The 14,322-nt window shown below is 72.1% G+C and carries 12 protein-coding genes and 1 tRNA gene; 4 read left to right on the top strand and 9 right to left on the bottom strand.

Annotation, left to right across the window (positions count from 1 at the left end; all coding sequences use genetic code 11):
• Window positions 1-461: 461 nt before the first annotated feature.
• The 6 genes from KM842_RS06270 to aceE form a co-directional block, all read right to left on the bottom strand.
• The gene (locus KM842_RS06270) at window positions 462-1,706 is read right to left on the bottom strand and encodes a beta-ketoacyl-[acyl-carrier-protein] synthase family protein (RefSeq protein WP_216261607.1); all 1,245 of its coding nucleotides are present in this window, start codon (window positions 1,704-1,706) and stop codon (window positions 462-464) included.
• Between the two features lie 87 nt (window positions 1,707-1,793).
• Window positions 1,794-2,042 carry an acyl carrier protein gene (locus tag KM842_RS06265; RefSeq protein ID WP_058741348.1) on the bottom strand — a complete coding sequence of 83 codons (249 nt, stop codon included), beginning with the start codon at window positions 2,040-2,042 and terminating at the stop codon, window positions 1,794-1,796.
• Window positions 2,043-2,125: 83 nt separating this feature from the next.
• Window positions 2,126-3,187: a beta-ketoacyl-ACP synthase III gene (locus KM842_RS06260; RefSeq protein ID WP_253206276.1), complete on the bottom strand. Its 1,062-nt coding sequence runs from the start codon at window positions 3,185-3,187 to the stop codon at window positions 2,126-2,128.
• Complete coding sequence (locus tag KM842_RS06255; protein ID WP_216261606.1) at window positions 3,184-4,128, bottom strand: ACP S-malonyltransferase; 945 nt, start codon at window positions 4,126-4,128, stop codon at window positions 3,184-3,186. Before KM842_RS06255 ends, KM842_RS06260 begins: the two co-directional genes overlap by 4 nt.
• Window positions 4,129-4,229: 101 nt before the next feature.
• Window positions 4,230-5,453 carry a PucR family transcriptional regulator gene (locus tag KM842_RS06250; protein WP_216261605.1) on the bottom strand — a complete coding sequence of 408 codons (1,224 nt, stop codon included), beginning with the start codon at window positions 5,451-5,453 and terminating at the stop codon, window positions 4,230-4,232.
• A gap of 7 nt (window positions 5,454-5,460) precedes the next feature.
• Window positions 5,461-8,205 (bottom strand): pyruvate dehydrogenase (acetyl-transferring), homodimeric type, encoded by a 2,745-nt coding sequence (aceE, locus tag KM842_RS06245; protein ID WP_216261604.1) that lies wholly within the window; start codon window positions 8,203-8,205, stop codon window positions 5,461-5,463.
• A gap of 242 nt (window positions 8,206-8,447) precedes the next feature.
• Between aceE and KM842_RS06240 the strand changes: the two genes are divergently transcribed.
• Both KM842_RS06240 and KM842_RS06235 read left to right on the top strand, forming a co-directional pair.
• Window positions 8,448-8,936: a peroxiredoxin gene (locus KM842_RS06240; RefSeq protein WP_216261603.1), complete on the top strand. Its 489-nt coding sequence runs from the start codon at window positions 8,448-8,450 to the stop codon at window positions 8,934-8,936.
• 154 nt (window positions 8,937-9,090) lie between these two features.
• A complete protein-coding gene (locus tag KM842_RS06235) occupies window positions 9,091-10,020 on the top strand; it encodes an alpha/beta fold hydrolase (protein WP_216261602.1) in 930 nt (309 codons plus the stop codon).
• Here the strand turns inward: KM842_RS06235 and KM842_RS06230 are convergent.
• Window positions 10,013-10,972, bottom strand: coding sequence for a L,D-transpeptidase family protein (locus KM842_RS06230; RefSeq protein ID WP_216261601.1), 960 nt, complete (start codon window positions 10,970-10,972; stop codon window positions 10,013-10,015). The two genes, KM842_RS06235 and KM842_RS06230, sit on opposite strands and share 8 nt — an antisense overlap.
• 108 nt (window positions 10,973-11,080) lie before the next feature.
• The gene (locus KM842_RS06225; protein WP_216261600.1) at window positions 11,081-11,644 is read right to left on the bottom strand and encodes a hypothetical protein; all 564 of its coding nucleotides are present in this window, start codon (window positions 11,642-11,644) and stop codon (window positions 11,081-11,083) included.
• Window positions 11,645-11,807: 163 nt separating this feature from the next.
• Between KM842_RS06225 and KM842_RS06220 the strand changes: the two genes are divergently transcribed.
• Window positions 11,808-12,044, top strand: coding sequence for a hypothetical protein (locus tag KM842_RS06220; RefSeq protein ID WP_216261599.1), 237 nt, complete (start codon window positions 11,808-11,810; stop codon window positions 12,042-12,044).
• A gap of 71 nt (window positions 12,045-12,115) precedes the next feature.
• A tRNA-Val gene (locus KM842_RS06215) sits at window positions 12,116-12,188 on the top strand.
• Window positions 12,189-12,596: 408 nt separating this feature from the next.
• On the opposite strand, the gene KM842_RS06210 is transcribed toward KM842_RS06215, so the two are convergent.
• Window positions 12,597-14,264, bottom strand: coding sequence for a long-chain-fatty-acid--CoA ligase (locus KM842_RS06210; protein WP_216261598.1), 1,668 nt, complete (start codon window positions 14,262-14,264; stop codon window positions 12,597-12,599).
• Window positions 14,265-14,322: the final 58 nt, after the last annotated feature.

The following is a 14,322-nucleotide window of genomic DNA, read 5'->3' as shown; positions in this document are numbered from 1 at the left end:
GTGCGACCTCGGCGCCTCCGGTCCGGGCGGTACGCCCCGCGCACCCGGGAGACGGAGCGCCCGGGATACGACGGCGAGGTCGCGCGTTCGGTCTGGTGCGGGCTTCCCGGGCGGCGGTTTCTGTCACGTCGGCGGACGGGAGCGGCAAGTCGTGCGACCTCGGCGCCTGCGGTCCGGGCGGTACGCCCCGAGCGCCCGGGAGACGGAGCGCCCGGGATACGACGGCGAGGTCGCGCGTTCGGTCGGGTGCCGGCGTCCTGGGCGGCCGTTCGTGTCACCTCGGCGGACGTGAGCGGCAGATTGTGCGACCTCGGCTTTGCTCTCGGCACGCCAACCGTCGCCCGCCCGCCAACCGTCGCCCGCCCGCCAGCCGCCGCCCGCCCGGCGGCCAGCGGGACGAGCCCCAGACGGAACGGAGGCCCGCCCCGCGACGCGGGACGGGCCTCCGGACGGAGCGTGGATCAGACCGAGCGGAACGCCACCACGGCGTTGTGCCCGCCGAAGCCGAACGAGTTGCTCACCGCGAGCAGGTCGCCCTGCGGCAGGTCGCGGGGCGCCGTCGCGACGTCCATGACGATCTCCGGGTCCTGCTCGGTGAGGTTGATCGTCGGCGGAGCGACGCGGTTCTCGAGCGCGAGGACGGTGAAGACCGCCTCGATCGCGCCGGCGCCGCCGAGCAGGTGCCCGGTGGACGCCTTGGTGGCCGAGACGACCACCGAGTCGAGGTGGTCGCCGAAGACGCGGCGCATGGCGTGGTACTCGGCCACGTCGCCGACCGGCGTCGAGGTCGCGTGGGCGTTGACGTGGGCGACGTCCTCGCGGCTGGCGTCCGCGTGCTCGAGCGCCATGATGACGGCACGGGCAGCAGCGGAGCCCTCCGGGTCCGGAGCGGTGATGTGGAACGCGTCCGAGGTGATGCCGGAGCCTGCGACCTCGGCGTAGATGTGCGCTCCGCGGGCCTCGGCGTGCTCCTTGGTCTCGAGGATCAGCGCGGCGGCACCGTCGGCGAGCACGAAGCCGTCGCGGGTGACGTCGTACGGACGCGAGGCTGTCTCGGGGGAGTCGTTGCGGCGCGACAGGGCCTGCATCGCGGCGAAGGACGCGAGGGGCAGCGGGTGCAGTGCGGCCTCGGCGCCACCGGCGATGACGATGTCGGCGTCGCCGAACGCGACGTGCCGGTACGCCTCGGCCAGGGACTCGGTCGAGGAGGCGCAGGCGGAGAGGTAGGTGCGGGCGCCACCGCGGGCGCCGAACTCCATCTCGATGGCGGCGGCGGGGCCGTTCGCCATGAGCATCGGGACCGTCATCGGCATGACGCGACGCGGGCCTTTCTCGCGCAGGGTGTCCCAGGCGTCGAGGAGGGTGTTCACGCCGCCGATGCCGGTCGCCCAGTCGACGATGAGGCGCTCGGGCACGACGGACTCGGCGTCGATGCCGGCGTCGGCCCAGGCCTCTCGGGCCGCGATGAGCGACAGCTGCGAGGAGGGGTCGAGCCGCTTCGACTCGGGGCGGGTGAGCTGGTCGGTGACGAAGCGACGGGCCTGACCGGCGAACTCGACGGGGAGCTCGAGGTCGGCGTAGCGCGGGTCCTCGATGCGGCTGATGCCGGACTCACCGGCGAGCAGGGCCGCCCAGGATTCCTTGGCGGTCGCAGCGAGGGGACTGATCGCACCGATACCGGTGACGACGACGGTTCTCTTGGTCATGAACGACGTTCTTTCTGCGAGGGACAAGACGAGCGCCGCGGGCCACGACTCGAGGGTCAGCGGCCCGCGGCGCTCAGGAAGCTCGACTCAGGCCTGGGCCTTGACGATGAAGTCGACGGCGTCGCCGACGGTCTTGAGGTTCTTGACCTCTTCGTCGGGGATCTTGACGTCGAACTTCTCTTCGGCGTTCACGACGATGGTCATCATCGAGATGGAGTCGATGTCGAGGTCGTCGGTGAACGACTTGTCGGCGGCGACGGTGTCGGTCGCGATGCCGGTCTCGTCGTTGATCAGCTCGGCCAGGCCGGCGAGGACTTCTTCGTTGGACAGGGCCATGGGGGTTCTCCTTGAGGGGGGTGTCGTTTGACCGTGGGACAGCCTAGGGCACGGGCACCGCCCGCGCCCGGAGGCGCGAGGGACTAGGGGAGGACGACGACCTGCGCGCCGAAGACGAGTCCGGCGCCGAACCCGATCTGCAGTGCGAGACCGCCGGACAGCTCGGGCTGCTCGGTGAGCAGGCGGTGCGTGGCGAGCGGGATGCTCGCCGCGGAGGTGTTGCCGGTCGTGGTGATGTCGCGGGCGATGGCGACCGTGTCCGGGATGCCGAGCTGCTTCGCGAACTCGTCGATGATCCGGATGTTCGCCTGGTGCGGCACGAACGCGGCGAGCTGGTCGGCGCGGACGCCGGCGGCCTCGAGTGCCTCGCGCGCGACCTTGACCATCTCCCAGACCGCCCAGCGGAAGACCGTCTGGCCGGCCTGGCGCATGGTCGGCCGGGGTGCGCCGGCCTCCCACTCGTTGTAGGTCGCGGTCATGCCGATCGCGTCCCACTTCGAGCCGTCGGACCCCCAGATGCTCGGCCCGATGCCGGCGAAGTCGCTCGGGCCGACGACGGCTGCGCCCGCTCCGTCACCGAGGAGGAACGAGATCGACCGGTCGGTCGGGTCGACGACGTCGCTGAGCTTCTCGGCCCCGATCACGAGGACGTGCTCGGCGATGCCGGACTTGATGAACGAGTCCGCCTGGGCGATCCCGTACGCGTACCCGGCACAGGCGGCGCTGATGTCGTAGGCGGCGGCGGGCGTGGCGCCGATGCGCTCCGCGAGCAGCGAGGCCATCGACGGCGTCGCCACCGTGTGCGTGACGGTCGCGACGAGGACGACACCGATCTGCTCGGGTACGATGCCCGCCTTTTCGATCGCTTCGCGAGCGGCCGCCTCGGCGAGGTCGACGGCCTCGACGTCGCGCCCGGCACGCTTGCGCGTGACGATGCCGGTGCGCTGACGGATCCACTCGTCCGACGAGTCGATCGGACCGACCAGGTCGTCGTTCGGCACGACGTTCTCGCCGCGGGCGGCACCGAAGGCGAGGATGCGGGTGAACTCGTGGCCGCGTCGCTGGGACAGCAGCGGGCGGGCGCCGGCCTGGAGGCCCGTGGCCGCGTCCGGCGCGTCGGTGGCGGGGGTGCGGTCGTCGGTCATCGTGCGGCCTCGGTGGTCTCGTCGTCGGCCTGCTGGAGCAGGGCGATCGCGGCGGGCAGGTCGTCGGGTGTCTTGATCGCGACCGTCGGGGTGCCGCGCAGTCCGCGCTTGGCGAGCCCGACGAGGGCGCCCGCGGGCGCGAGCTCGATGATCCCGGTGACACCGGCCTCCTGGAAGGACGTCATCACGGCGTCCCAGTGCACGGGGCTGGCGATCTGCCGGACCATGAGGTCGACGAAGTGCCGGCCGTCGTCGACGCGGGAACCGTCGGCGTTCGTCCAGAGCGGCAGGGTGGGGTCCTGCACGGCCGTGGCGGCGGCGACGGGGGCGACCCGGTCGACGGCGGGCGCCATGAAGCGGGTGTGGAAGGCGCCGGCGACGGCCAGCGGCACGATGCGGGCCTTCGCGGGCGGCTGCTCGGCGAGCCGGGCGATCGCGTCGACGGGGCCGGCGACGACGGTCTGGCCGCCACCGTTGTGGTTCGCGGCGGTGAGGCCGAGCGACTCGAGCGTGGCGGCCAGCTCGTCGGCGTCGCCACCGAGCACCGCGGCCATCGAGGTCGGCTCGAGGGCGGCGGCGTCGGCCATGGCACGGCCGCGCTCGGCGACCAGCGCCACGGCGTCGGTCGGGGTGAGGACGCCGGCCACCGCGGCGGCGGTGAACTCGCCCACGGAGTGGCCCGCGACGCCGCCGACGAGGGCACGGCGACCCTCGGCGAGCAGGGCGTCCGCGGTGACGAGTCCGGCGGCCACGATGAGCGGCTGCGCGAGCGCGGTGTCCTTGATGGTGTCGGCGTCCGAGTTCGTGCCGTGCTCGGCGAGGTCCACGCCGATGGCTTCGGACCACTGTCCGACACGTTCACGCACGGCGGCGTCCTCGAGCCAGGGGGCGAGGAAGCCGGGGGTCTGGGAGCCCTGTCCGGGCGCGACGACGACGATCACCGGTCAATCCTCGTCGTCCGCTCCGATCCGACCCGTGTGGACATCCCACACGGATTCGGACCGGACATCGTCGACTTCCTACAGACCGGTCGCCATGAAGGTCAGCGACGCGGCGGTCGGCGGCGGGTCGAGGCGGACTCGGACATCGCCCCGAGGATGAGCGCCGACTGCACGATGAGGGCGTCACGGGCGTGCGTGGCGTCCCACCCGATGATGTCCGCGACGCGGCGCAGCCGGTACCGGACGGTGTTCGGGTGCACGAACAGCTCGCGCGCCGTCGCCTCGAGCGAACGACCGGTGTCGAGGTAGCACCACAGCGTCTGCAGCAGCTCGGTCGACTGGTCCTTCAGTGGCGTGTAGATGCGCTGCACGAGAGCGGACCGGGCGAGCGGGTCGCCGGCCAGTGCCCGTTCGGGCAGCAGGTCGTCGGCCAGTGCCGGACGGGGTGCACCGCGCCAGGCCCGGGCCACGGCGAACCCGGCCAGGGCTGCCTTCGCGCTGGTCGACGCGTCGACGACCCCCGGGACTTCGTTGCCGAGCACCAGGTGGCCCTCACCGAACAGCGGTTCGAGCGCCTGCGCGATCGACATGAACGACACGGGCTCCTCGCCCTCGGGCACGTCGTCCCGTGGGGTGGCCCGCCCGATCACGACGACCAGGCGGGAGCCCTGCACGCCGATGAGCACGTCGGCGTCCTGGTGCCGCGCCGTCCGCCGGACCTGGTCGACCTCGAGCTGCTTCGGCGCCGTGCCCACGAGCACCGCGACCTCGCCGTGACCGTGCCAGCCGAGGGCCGCGATCCGCGAGGGCAACTCGTCGTCGTACTCGCCGGACAGGATCGAGTCGACCACGAGCGCCTCGAGCCGGGCGTCCCAGAGCCCGCGGGCCTCGGCCGCACGGGCGTAGACGTCGGCGGCGGCGAACGCGATGTCCCGCGAGTAGACGAGGATCGCCTCCTGCAGCATCGCGTCGTCCTTCGCGCGCTCCTCGACCACGGTCACCACGACCCGGATCAGCTGCAGCGTCTGCTGCAGGCTCACCGAGCGCAGGAGCTCCCGCGGCGCGGAGCCGAACACGTCGGCAGCCGCGATCCACGGCGTCGAGAGCGTGCCGTCGAACCACGACACGAACGACGAGATGCCCGCCTGGGCGACCATGCCGACGGCCGAGCGCCGGCCCGGCGGCATCTCGCTGTACCAGGGGAGGGTGTCCTCGAGCCGCTTGACGGTGGCGGTCGAGAGTTCCCCGGAGACCTGCCGGAGCCAGGAGAGCGTGCGTTCCCGCTCGCGCTCCCGGCCCGCGGCGTCAGGTCGGACGGTCGTCACGAGGAGATCAGCTCTCGCCGCCCGCGCTGCCGGTCGTGCCGGCGGTCACGTCGTGCAGACGGTACTTGTCGATCGCCTGCTGCAGGACCGAGGCGTCGAGCTTGCCCTGGCGGACCAGCTGCTGCAGCGTCCGCACGACGACCGAGGGGCCGTCGATGTGGAAGAAGCGGCGTGCTGCCGGACGGGTGTCCGAGAAGCCGAAGCCGTCGGCGCCGAGCGTGGCGTAGTCGGAGGGGACGAACGGACGGATCTGCTCCTGCACGGCGTGCATGAAGTCGCTCACCGCCACGACGGGTCCTTCGGTGCCGAGCAGGCGCTCGGTGACGAACGGGGTGCGGGGCTCCTCGTTCGGGTTGAGGAACGCGTGCTGCTCCGCGGCGAGACCGTCACGGGTGAGCTCGCCCCAGCTCGTGACGCTCCAGACGTCCGCCGACACGCCCCAGTCCTCGGCGAGGAGCTGCTGCGCCTCGAGGATCCACGGCACGGCGACACCGGACGCGAGCAGCTGGGCCTTCGGGCCGTCGTGCTCGCTGCGCTTGAGCAGGTACATGCCCTTGACGATGCCCTCGACGTCGACGCCCTCGGGCTCGGCCGGCTGCACGAGCGGCTCGTTGTAGACCGTCAGGTAGTACATGACGTTCGGGTCCTGGTGGGCGGGCGTGCCGTCCTCGTTCGTGCCGTACATCCGCTCGAGGCCGGACCGGACGATGTGCCCGATCTCGTACCCGTAGGCGGGGTCGTACGAGACGACCGCGGGGTTCGTCGCCGCCAGGAGCGGGGAGTGGCCGTCGGCGTGCTGCAGGCCCTCACCGGTCAGGGTGGTGCGACCGGCCGTGGCGCCGATCATGAAGCCACGGGTCATCTGGTCACCGGCGGCCCAGATGGCGTCACCGGTGCGCTGGAACCCGAACTGCGAGTAGAAGACGTAGACCGGGATGAGCGGCTCGCCCTGCGTCGAGTACGAGGTGCCGACGGCGGTGAACGCGGCCAGTGCCCCGGCCTCGTTGATGCCCACGTGGATGATCTGGCCCTGCGGGCTCTCCTTGTACGCCAGGAGGAGCTCGCGGTCGACCGACGTGTAGTGCTGGCCGTTCGGGTTGTAGATCTTCGCCGTCGGGAAGTAGGCGTCCATGCCGAACGTGCGCGCTTCGTCCGGGATGATCGGGACGACGCGGTTGCCGAAGTCCGGCGCGCGGAGCAGGTCCTTGAGCAGGCGGGCGAACGCCATCGTCGTGGCGACCTCCTGCTTGCCGGAGCCCTTCTTCACGATCTGGTACTTCGACTCGTCGGGCAGGTTCACCTGCGTGTACTTCGTGCGACGCTCCGGCACGTAGCCGCCGAGTTCACGGCGACGCTCGTGCATGTACTGGATCGCCTCGTCGTCGTTGCCCGGGTGGTAGTACGGCGGCGTGTAGGGGTTCTCGTCGAGCTGCGCGTCGGTGATCGGGATGCGCATCTCGTCACGGAACTGCTTGAGGTTGTCGAGCGTCAGCTTCTTCATCTGGTGGGTCGCGTTGCGGCCCTCGAAGCTCGGGCCGAGGCCGTAGCCCTTGACGGTCTTCGCCAGGATGACGGTCGGCTGGCCCTTGTGCTCGGTCGCCGCCTTGAAGGCCGCGTAGACCTTGCGGTAGTCGTGCCCGCCGCGCTTGAGGTTCCAGATCTGGTCGTCCGAGTAGTCCTTGACCAGCTCGAGCGCCTTCGGGTCGCGCCCGAAGAAGTTCTCGCGGACGTAGGCACCGTTCTCGGCCTTGTACGTCTGGTAGTCGCCGTCCGGCGTGGCGTTCATCAGGTTGAGGAGCGCGCCGTCGGTGTCCCGCTTGAGCAGGTCGTCCCACTCGCGGCCCCAGACGACCTTGATGACGTTCCAGCCCGCACCGCGGAAGAACGCTTCGAGCTCCTGGATGATCTTGCCGTTGCCGCGCACCGGGCCGTCGAGCCGCTGCAGGTTGCAGTTGATGACGAAGTTCAGGTTGTCGAGGCCGTCGTTCGCCGCGACCTGGAGCTGCCCGCGGGACTCGACCTCGTCCATCTCGCCGTCGCCGAGGAACGCCCAGACCTGCTGGTCGGCGGCGTCCTTGATCCCACGGTTGGACAGGTACTTGGCCTGCTGCGCCTGGTAGATCGCGTTGATCGGGCCGATGCCCATCGACACGGTCGGGAACTGCCAGAAGTGCGGCATGAGGCGCGGGTGCGGGTAGGACGACAGTCCGCCGCCGGCGTGGGACTGCTCCTGGCGGAAGCCGTCGAGCTGGTCCTCGCTGAGGCGCCCTTCCATGTAGGCGCGGGCGTACATGCCGGGGGAGGCGTGGCCCTGGAAGAACACCTGGTCGCCGCCGGACGGGTGGTCCTGCGCGCGGAAGAAGTGGTTGTAGCCGACCTCGTACATGGCGGCGCTCGACGCGTAGGTCGAGATGTGGCCGCCGACGGCGATGCCGGGGCGCTGCGCGCGGTGCACCGTGATGGCCGCGTTCCAACGGATCCACCGGCGGTAGCGACGCTCGAGCTCTTCGTCCCCGGGGAACTCGGGCTCGTCCTCGGGCGCGATGGTGTTCACGTAGTCGGTCGTCGGGACCATCGGCACACCGAGGTGCAGCTCGTTCGAGCGCTTCAGCAGGCTCTGCATGATCTCGCGGGCCCGCTGGTGGCCGTGCGTCGCGACGAGGCCGTCGAGGGACTCACGCCACTCGGCGGTCTCCTCGGGGTCCTGGTCCTGCCCTGCGGTGCTGCGCGGGTCCTGGTCGTTCACCGTCACCGTTGACCTCGTTCGTTCTCGTGGTGGTGGACATGTCGAGCCGTCGGTGGTCGGGTCGCGACCGGGGACGGGCCGCGTCCACTCTAGGCCCCCGCACCGACGCCGATGCTGATGACGACGTGGCGTGGACGGCACTTGCGTTCGCGTGGCGTCGGCGTAGCATGGCCGATCGTGCGTCGCGCGACCTGCGGACGTGTGGAACCGACGGGCACACCCAACGCCCGGGGAGAGAAGCACCACCGATGGCACTGGAGATCGGCTCACTCGCGCCGGACTTCGAGCTCCCGAACCAGTTCGGTGAGCACGTCCGACTCAGCGACCACCGCGGCCGACGCCCGGTCGCCCTCGTCTTCTTCCCCCTCGCGTTCTCGTCCACCTGCACGGACGAGCTCTGCACGCTCCAGGACAACATCGCGATGTTCCAGGACCAGCGCATCGAGCTCATCGGCATCTCGGTCGACTCCAAGGCCACGCTCCGCTCGTTCGCCCAGACCAACGGTTACGACTTCGAGCTCCTCGCCGACTTCTGGCCGCACGGAGCGGTGTCGAAGGAGTACGGCGTCTTCCTCGAGAAGAAGGGCTTCGCCACCCGGGCGACCTTCGTGATCGACGTGCAGGGCCGGATCAAGGCCTCGATCATCAGCGAGCCCGGCGTCGCCCGCGACGTCACCGAGTACCGCGCGGCCCTCGACCGCCTCGCCTCCTGCACCGCACCCGTCCCCGTCGGCTGACCGAGACCTGCCGACCGCTCTCGCGTCCGCGCAGGCTGGCCGTCCGCGCACGCCGCCCCGCGCCTCCCGGCACGCTGTGACCCACCGGGCACTCCGTCCCGACGTCCGCTCCGAACCCTCGGGGGTGCGGTCGACGCACCGGACTGGAGGCACGGTGACCGTCACCGAGACCGGCGCGGCCCCGCAGGGCCCGGCGTCGGAGCGAGGGCGCTACGCGCCCCACCCCGTGGTCGACGACCCGGCGCGCTGGGGCCTCACGACGGTGACCGTCACGACGAGCGCCGGCCCGACCGTCGTGCGGCACCGTCCCGGCGTGCGTCCCGTGCTGTTCCTGCACGGCGTCGCCGGGTCGTGGACGACGTGGACGCCCGTCCTCACCGCGGCGGCGGGTCTCCCCGGTCGAGGTCTGGTGCTCGTGGATCTGCCCGGGTGGGGCTCCTCACCGGCACCGGCACGGCCGCTCGACGTCGACGGGTCGGCCGCGGTGCTCGGTGAGGTGCTCGAGGCCCTCGGCACCGGACCGGTCGACGTGGTCGGGCACTCGATGGGTGCCTTCGTCGGCCTGCACCTGGCCGTGACCGACCCGGCGCGGGTGCGGTCGCTCGGGCTCGTGTCCGGCACCACCGTGGCGACGACCGACGCTGCCCGCCACCCGGTGCGTGCGCTGCGGACGCTGCCCGCGTTCACCCTGCTCCGGGCCGGGATCGCGGTCACGCGGGGTGCTGCACACGGCCTCCTCCGAGGTGCGGCGGGCACCGGGGTGCTCCCACTGCTCGCCGCGCCGGTCTTCGCCGCCGTCCGTCGGCTGGACCGCAGTGTCCTGGACGCCTTCGTCGACGAGTTCCGGCCCGCCGGGTTCCTCGGGGCCGCCCGGTCGGCCGCCCGCTACGACACCCGTCGCTGGGCGGCCGTCACGTGTCCGGTCGTCGCGATCGCGGGACGACAGGACGTGTTCGCGCGGGTCGAGGACCTGGACGCACTGCGCAGCACACTGCCGGACGTGCGGACCGTGCTGCTCGAGGCCTGCGGGCACTTCGCCCACGTCGAACGTCCGGACGCGGTGGTGCAGGAGCTCTTCAGCTGAACTCGATCGGCGTCCCGATCGGCAGTCGTGCGAGGGCCTGGGTCATCTCCGCCGAGATCCGCACGCAGCCGTGCGAGGAACCCGTCGGGTCCGGGTAGTAGTGCAGGGCGGTGAGGGCCGCGTTCCCGCCGTACCCGGCGAGCGTGGCCGAGTGCGCCCCGGTCAGGGAGATCGGGTGGCCCTGCGTGTACGTCACCTGCGGGTCGACGTAGTTCGCCTCCATGTACGTCTTCGTGTCCACGGGCGTCGGGTCCTGCGGGGTGCCGAGCCGCGCGGTCTCGCTCGTCTCGGTCGACCCGTCACGACGGACGATCGCGATCGTCGAGTCCGCGTTGTCGATCCGGACGACCCGGTCGACACCCGTCAGCGTGAAGTCCGCGGCGCGGGCCCACGCGAACGTGGCACTCGGCGCGGTGGCCCCGTCGCCGTCGCCGGGCGTCCGGTTCCGGGACGGCGTCGACACGAGCACCATGCCGCCGTCCCGTCCCGGGGACCGGTCCCAGACGGCGGTCACGGTCGGGGTGTTCAGCGTGGACACCGACGACGACAGGGTCGCGACCGGGTCGGCGTCGGCGTCGGGAGCGGCGTAGAGCGGCACCAGGGGCACCTTGGGGGTCGCCGTCGTCCAGGCGTTCCGGGCGTCGACCTGGGTGCCGTCGAGGAGACCGCCGATGACGGCGTCGTGGAACGCGAGGGGGAGCGCGGCGAGGGCCTCGTCCGAGGGGCGGTCCGGGACGTCCGGCAACGGCGTCCGCGAGGGGGTGGGCGTGGGCGGGGCGGAGGTGACGGCCGCGACGGGGGTGGGGCGGGCCTCCTGGCCGGACCGGTGCAGCGACCAACCGACGGTCGCGGCGGCGACCACGACGGCCAGCGCGCCGGACCCGACGATCCACCAGCGCCGTGCGCCGGTCGGCGGCCCGTCCTGCTCCGGTGCTCCCGACGGTTGCGTCATGGCTGCATCATCCCCTGTCCCCAGCGTGCGACCCCTGCAGGACAGCATCCCAGACCGAGCCTGCGAGCGGTCGAGGGACGGTGCCCCGTCCGCGAGCGCCCGGCGGTCTCAGCGGTACTGCGGCGGCCAGTCGAACGCCGCCGGGCGGTGCGGCACCTCACCGATCGTCGTGACGGCCAGGTCGATCTGACGGCGGTTCGTCAGCTCGATCGACCGCGGGTTGCCCAGGGAGCGCTTCCCGTCGACCCACACGGTCAGTTCGCCCCGGAGGCCGCCGACGTGCGCCGGACCGAGGGAGACGCCCCACTCGTCGAAGAACTGCCCGAGGGTGAACCGCTCGCGCGTCGGCGACTCGACGTGCAAGATGCCCGAGGTGTCGTGCGTGTGCAGCTGTGCGGCGAAGCGCTCGCTCGCGGAGTGCCCGACGTCGCCCGGCACCACGACAGGGGTGTCGCCGTCCGTGATGGTCAGGTGGGTGTGCACGTGCTCCGCCAGGCGCTGGCCCCAGACGTTCTCGAGCCCGGCCTCGTCGGCACGGTGCTGCAGGTCGGTCGGGCGCGGCCACGGCGGCGTCGTGCTGCTCGTGTCCGCGCCGGGGGTCGAGCAGCCGGTCAGGACGGTGCCGAGCAGGGTGACGAGCACCGCGGCGACGACGGCGGGGGAACGGCGCATGCGGCCGAGCGTAGTCAGGGCGGAGGCGGGGCGCACGGCGCGCCCGGAGGACGGGGGACGGGCGCCGCCCACGACGGCGGAGCGCGGCGGACCTGACGGCGGGCGGGCGGACTGGTTATGGTGGCCGGACCGGGTGCACCACCCGGTGCAGAGGGGGAACACCATGATCATCGTCGTCACCGTCATCGCCGTGGTCGTCGCCATCGCGGCCGTGCTCGTCGTCGTGGAGGTGCAGAACCGCCGCCGACGCCGTGCGCTCGCCCACCTCGAGCCCACCGACCCGGCGATCGGGGCCCGCGCCGTGGCCGACGCCGAGCACGCACGGTCGACCGCCGAGGGCCTGTCGAAGTCGGCGCACCCCGGCCTGACCGGTGGCGCCGGCATGACGCCCGGCGCCTGACCCGGTCGGTCGGCGGGTGTGCCCGCCCGCCGACCGGCACCACTCCCGCGTCCCTCTAGGATCGGGAGGAGGGGCTCTTAGCTCAGTTGGTAGAGCGCTTCCTTTACACGGAAGATGTCGTCGGTTCGAGCCCGGCAGAGCCCACCGCACACGGCCCCCACAGCGCGGCACCACCGCAGGCGTCCCTTCCGTGCCGTCCCTAGCGGCGCCGGGCGCGCGCGAGCACGGCGACGACGACGAGCCCCGCGGCGACCGCGGCCAGCCAGACGAGTGCAGTCATGGTGTCCCCCTTCCCTGTCGTCCCGAACCTACCGGTCGCTCGTCACCGGGTCGAGGACCGCGGCCAGCTCGCCCCAGCCGTCCCAGACCGCCGCGCCGAGGTCGAGCGGCGTCGACCTGGCCGGTGCCAGGTGGGTCGTGAGGGCGGACAGCAGCGACGGGTCGAGGCGTCCCTCCTCGGGTCGGACGACGTGCCCCTCGCCGACCAGCAGGTCGTCGTCGTGGCTAGCCAGTCGGACCGGCTCCGGTCGGTGAGCAGCTCCACGCCGGCGCTCAGCCGGCCGTGGTCGGCTCGGCGTCCGCCACCGCCCCGGAGAAGCGGTCGACGAGTTCGCGCTTGAGCACCTTGCCGCTCGGTCCGAGGGGCAGCGCGTCGAGCACGTGCACGACGCGCGGGTACTTGTAGGCGGCGATCGCGTCGGCGACGAAGTGGACGAGTTCGTCGGACGTCGTCGTGGCCCCGTCGCCGAGGACCACGGCCGCGGCGATCTCCTGGCCGTGCAGGTCGTGCGGAACGCCGAAGACCGCGGCCATCGTGACGTCGGGGTGGGTCGCGAGGACCTCTTCGACCTCCCGGGGGTACACGTTGTAGCCGTTCCGGATGATCATGTCCTTCGTCCGGTCGACGATGGTCAGGAAGCCCTGGTCGTCCTTCGTGCCGAGGTCACCGGTGCGGAACCAGCCGTCGACGATCGCCGCAGCGGTGTCCCCGGGCCGGTTCAGGTACCCGTTCATGAGGTTGTGGCCGCGGATGACGAGCTCGCCGATCTCGCCGCGGGGGAGCAGCACGACCGCGTCCGTCGTGCCCGGGTCAGCGATCTCGACCTCGATGCCCCAGATCGGCGTGCCGATGGTGCCGGGTCGCGGCGTCCGGCCGACGTGGTTGAAGCTCGCGACCGGGGAGGTCTCGGTCAGCCCGTAGCCCTCGTGGATCGGGGCGCCGAACACCGTCTGGAAGCGCTCGAGCACGGCGAGCGGCAGGGAGGCGCCGCCGGAGATCGCGTACCGCAGGGTCGGCCGCTCCTCGGAGCGCAAGGCGGCGTCGAGCAGCGCCATGTACATCGTCGGCACACCCATGAAGATCCCGCAGTGGTGCTCGACCATCGCCGTGAGGGCGGTCGCCCCGTCGAACTTCGGCAGCATGACGATCGTCGCGCCGGTGCGGAAGCCGGTGTTCATCGTGCAGGTCTGCCCGAAGGTGTGGAACAGGGGGAGCGCGCCGAGCAGCACGTCGCCGCGGTGCATGTCGAACGTGCTCATCAGGAGCGTGTTCACCTGTTCGAGCAGGGCGAAGTGGGAGCCCTCTGCCCCCTTCGGCTGCCCGGTCGTGCCGCTCGTGTACAGGATGGTCGCGGTGTCGAACGGGTCGCGGGGCGTGTAGGTGGTGAGGGGTGCGCTCGACGCGGCCAGGGCCTCCAGGCGGGGCGGTGTCGCGGCGTCGTCACCGGGCGCGAGGACCGTGACGACGTCGACGCCGGCCAGCGCGGCACCGGCAGCGCCCTCGGCGAGGAGCGGTGCGGCGCAGACGAGCAGCGCGGCGCCGCTGTCCCGGAGCACGTACTCGATCTCGTGCCGCTTGAGGAGCGCGTGCACGGGGACGACGACGGCCCCGAGTGCCAGCGTGGCGTAGTAGACGCGCGGGAAGTCGGGGACGTTCGGGACGAGCATCGCGACGCGGCTGCCCTCGGTGACGCCCTGGGCGCGGAGGGCGCCGGCGTAGGCGAGGGTCTGGTCCCACAGTTCCGCGTAGGTGATCCGCTGCTCACCGACGATGATCGCGACGTCGTCCGGGTAGCGGTCCGCGGACTCGGCCAGGATCGCGGCGACGGACGCGGTGGCGTGGTGCGGCCGGTCCGTGCCGGAGCCCGTCACGGGACCGGCGGCCTGTGTGCCGGAGCCGGCTCGGGCCTCCGTCGTTTCCGCGGGGTGGGTGGGTGCCATGCCGGGCTCCGTCTCCTCTGACGATGGGGTCTCCCCGATCGTACGTGGCGGAGCGCGG

Source organism: Curtobacterium sp. L6-1, from assembly GCF_018885305.1.
In the GTDB taxonomy this organism is placed as follows: Bacteria; Actinomycetota; Actinomycetes; order Actinomycetales; family Microbacteriaceae; genus Curtobacterium; species Curtobacterium aetherium.
This window is presented reverse-complemented; position numbering and strand designations above follow the sequence as displayed.

What these genes read in the sequence shown, in the direction of transcription:
- KM842_RS06270 (WP_216261607.1), bottom strand. Translation starts at nt 1,706, where the DNA reads ATGACCAAGAGAACCGTCGTCGTCACCGGTATCGGTGCGATCAGTCCC.
- KM842_RS06265 (WP_058741348.1), bottom strand. Translation starts at nt 2,042, where the DNA reads ATGGCCCTGTCCAACGAAGAAGTCCTCGCCGGCCTGGCCGAGCTGATC.
- KM842_RS06260 (WP_253206276.1), bottom strand. Translation starts at nt 3,187, where the DNA reads ATGACCGACGACCGCACCCCCGCCACCGACGCGCCGGACGCGGCCACG.
- KM842_RS06240 (WP_216261603.1), top strand. Translation starts at nt 8,448, where the DNA reads ATGGCACTGGAGATCGGCTCACTCGCGCCGGACTTCGAGCTCCCGAAC.
- KM842_RS06230 (WP_216261601.1), bottom strand. Translation starts at nt 10,972, where the DNA reads ATGACGCAACCGTCGGGAGCACCGGAGCAGGACGGGCCGCCGACCGGC.
- KM842_RS06225 (WP_216261600.1), bottom strand. Translation starts at nt 11,644, where the DNA reads ATGCGCCGTTCCCCCGCCGTCGTCGCCGCGGTGCTCGTCACCCTGCTC.
- KM842_RS06220 (WP_216261599.1), top strand. Translation starts at nt 11,808, where the DNA reads ATGATCATCGTCGTCACCGTCATCGCCGTGGTCGTCGCCATCGCGGCC.
- KM842_RS06210 (WP_216261598.1), bottom strand. Translation starts at nt 14,264, where the DNA reads ATGGCACCCACCCACCCCGCGGAAACGACGGAGGCCCGAGCCGGCTCC.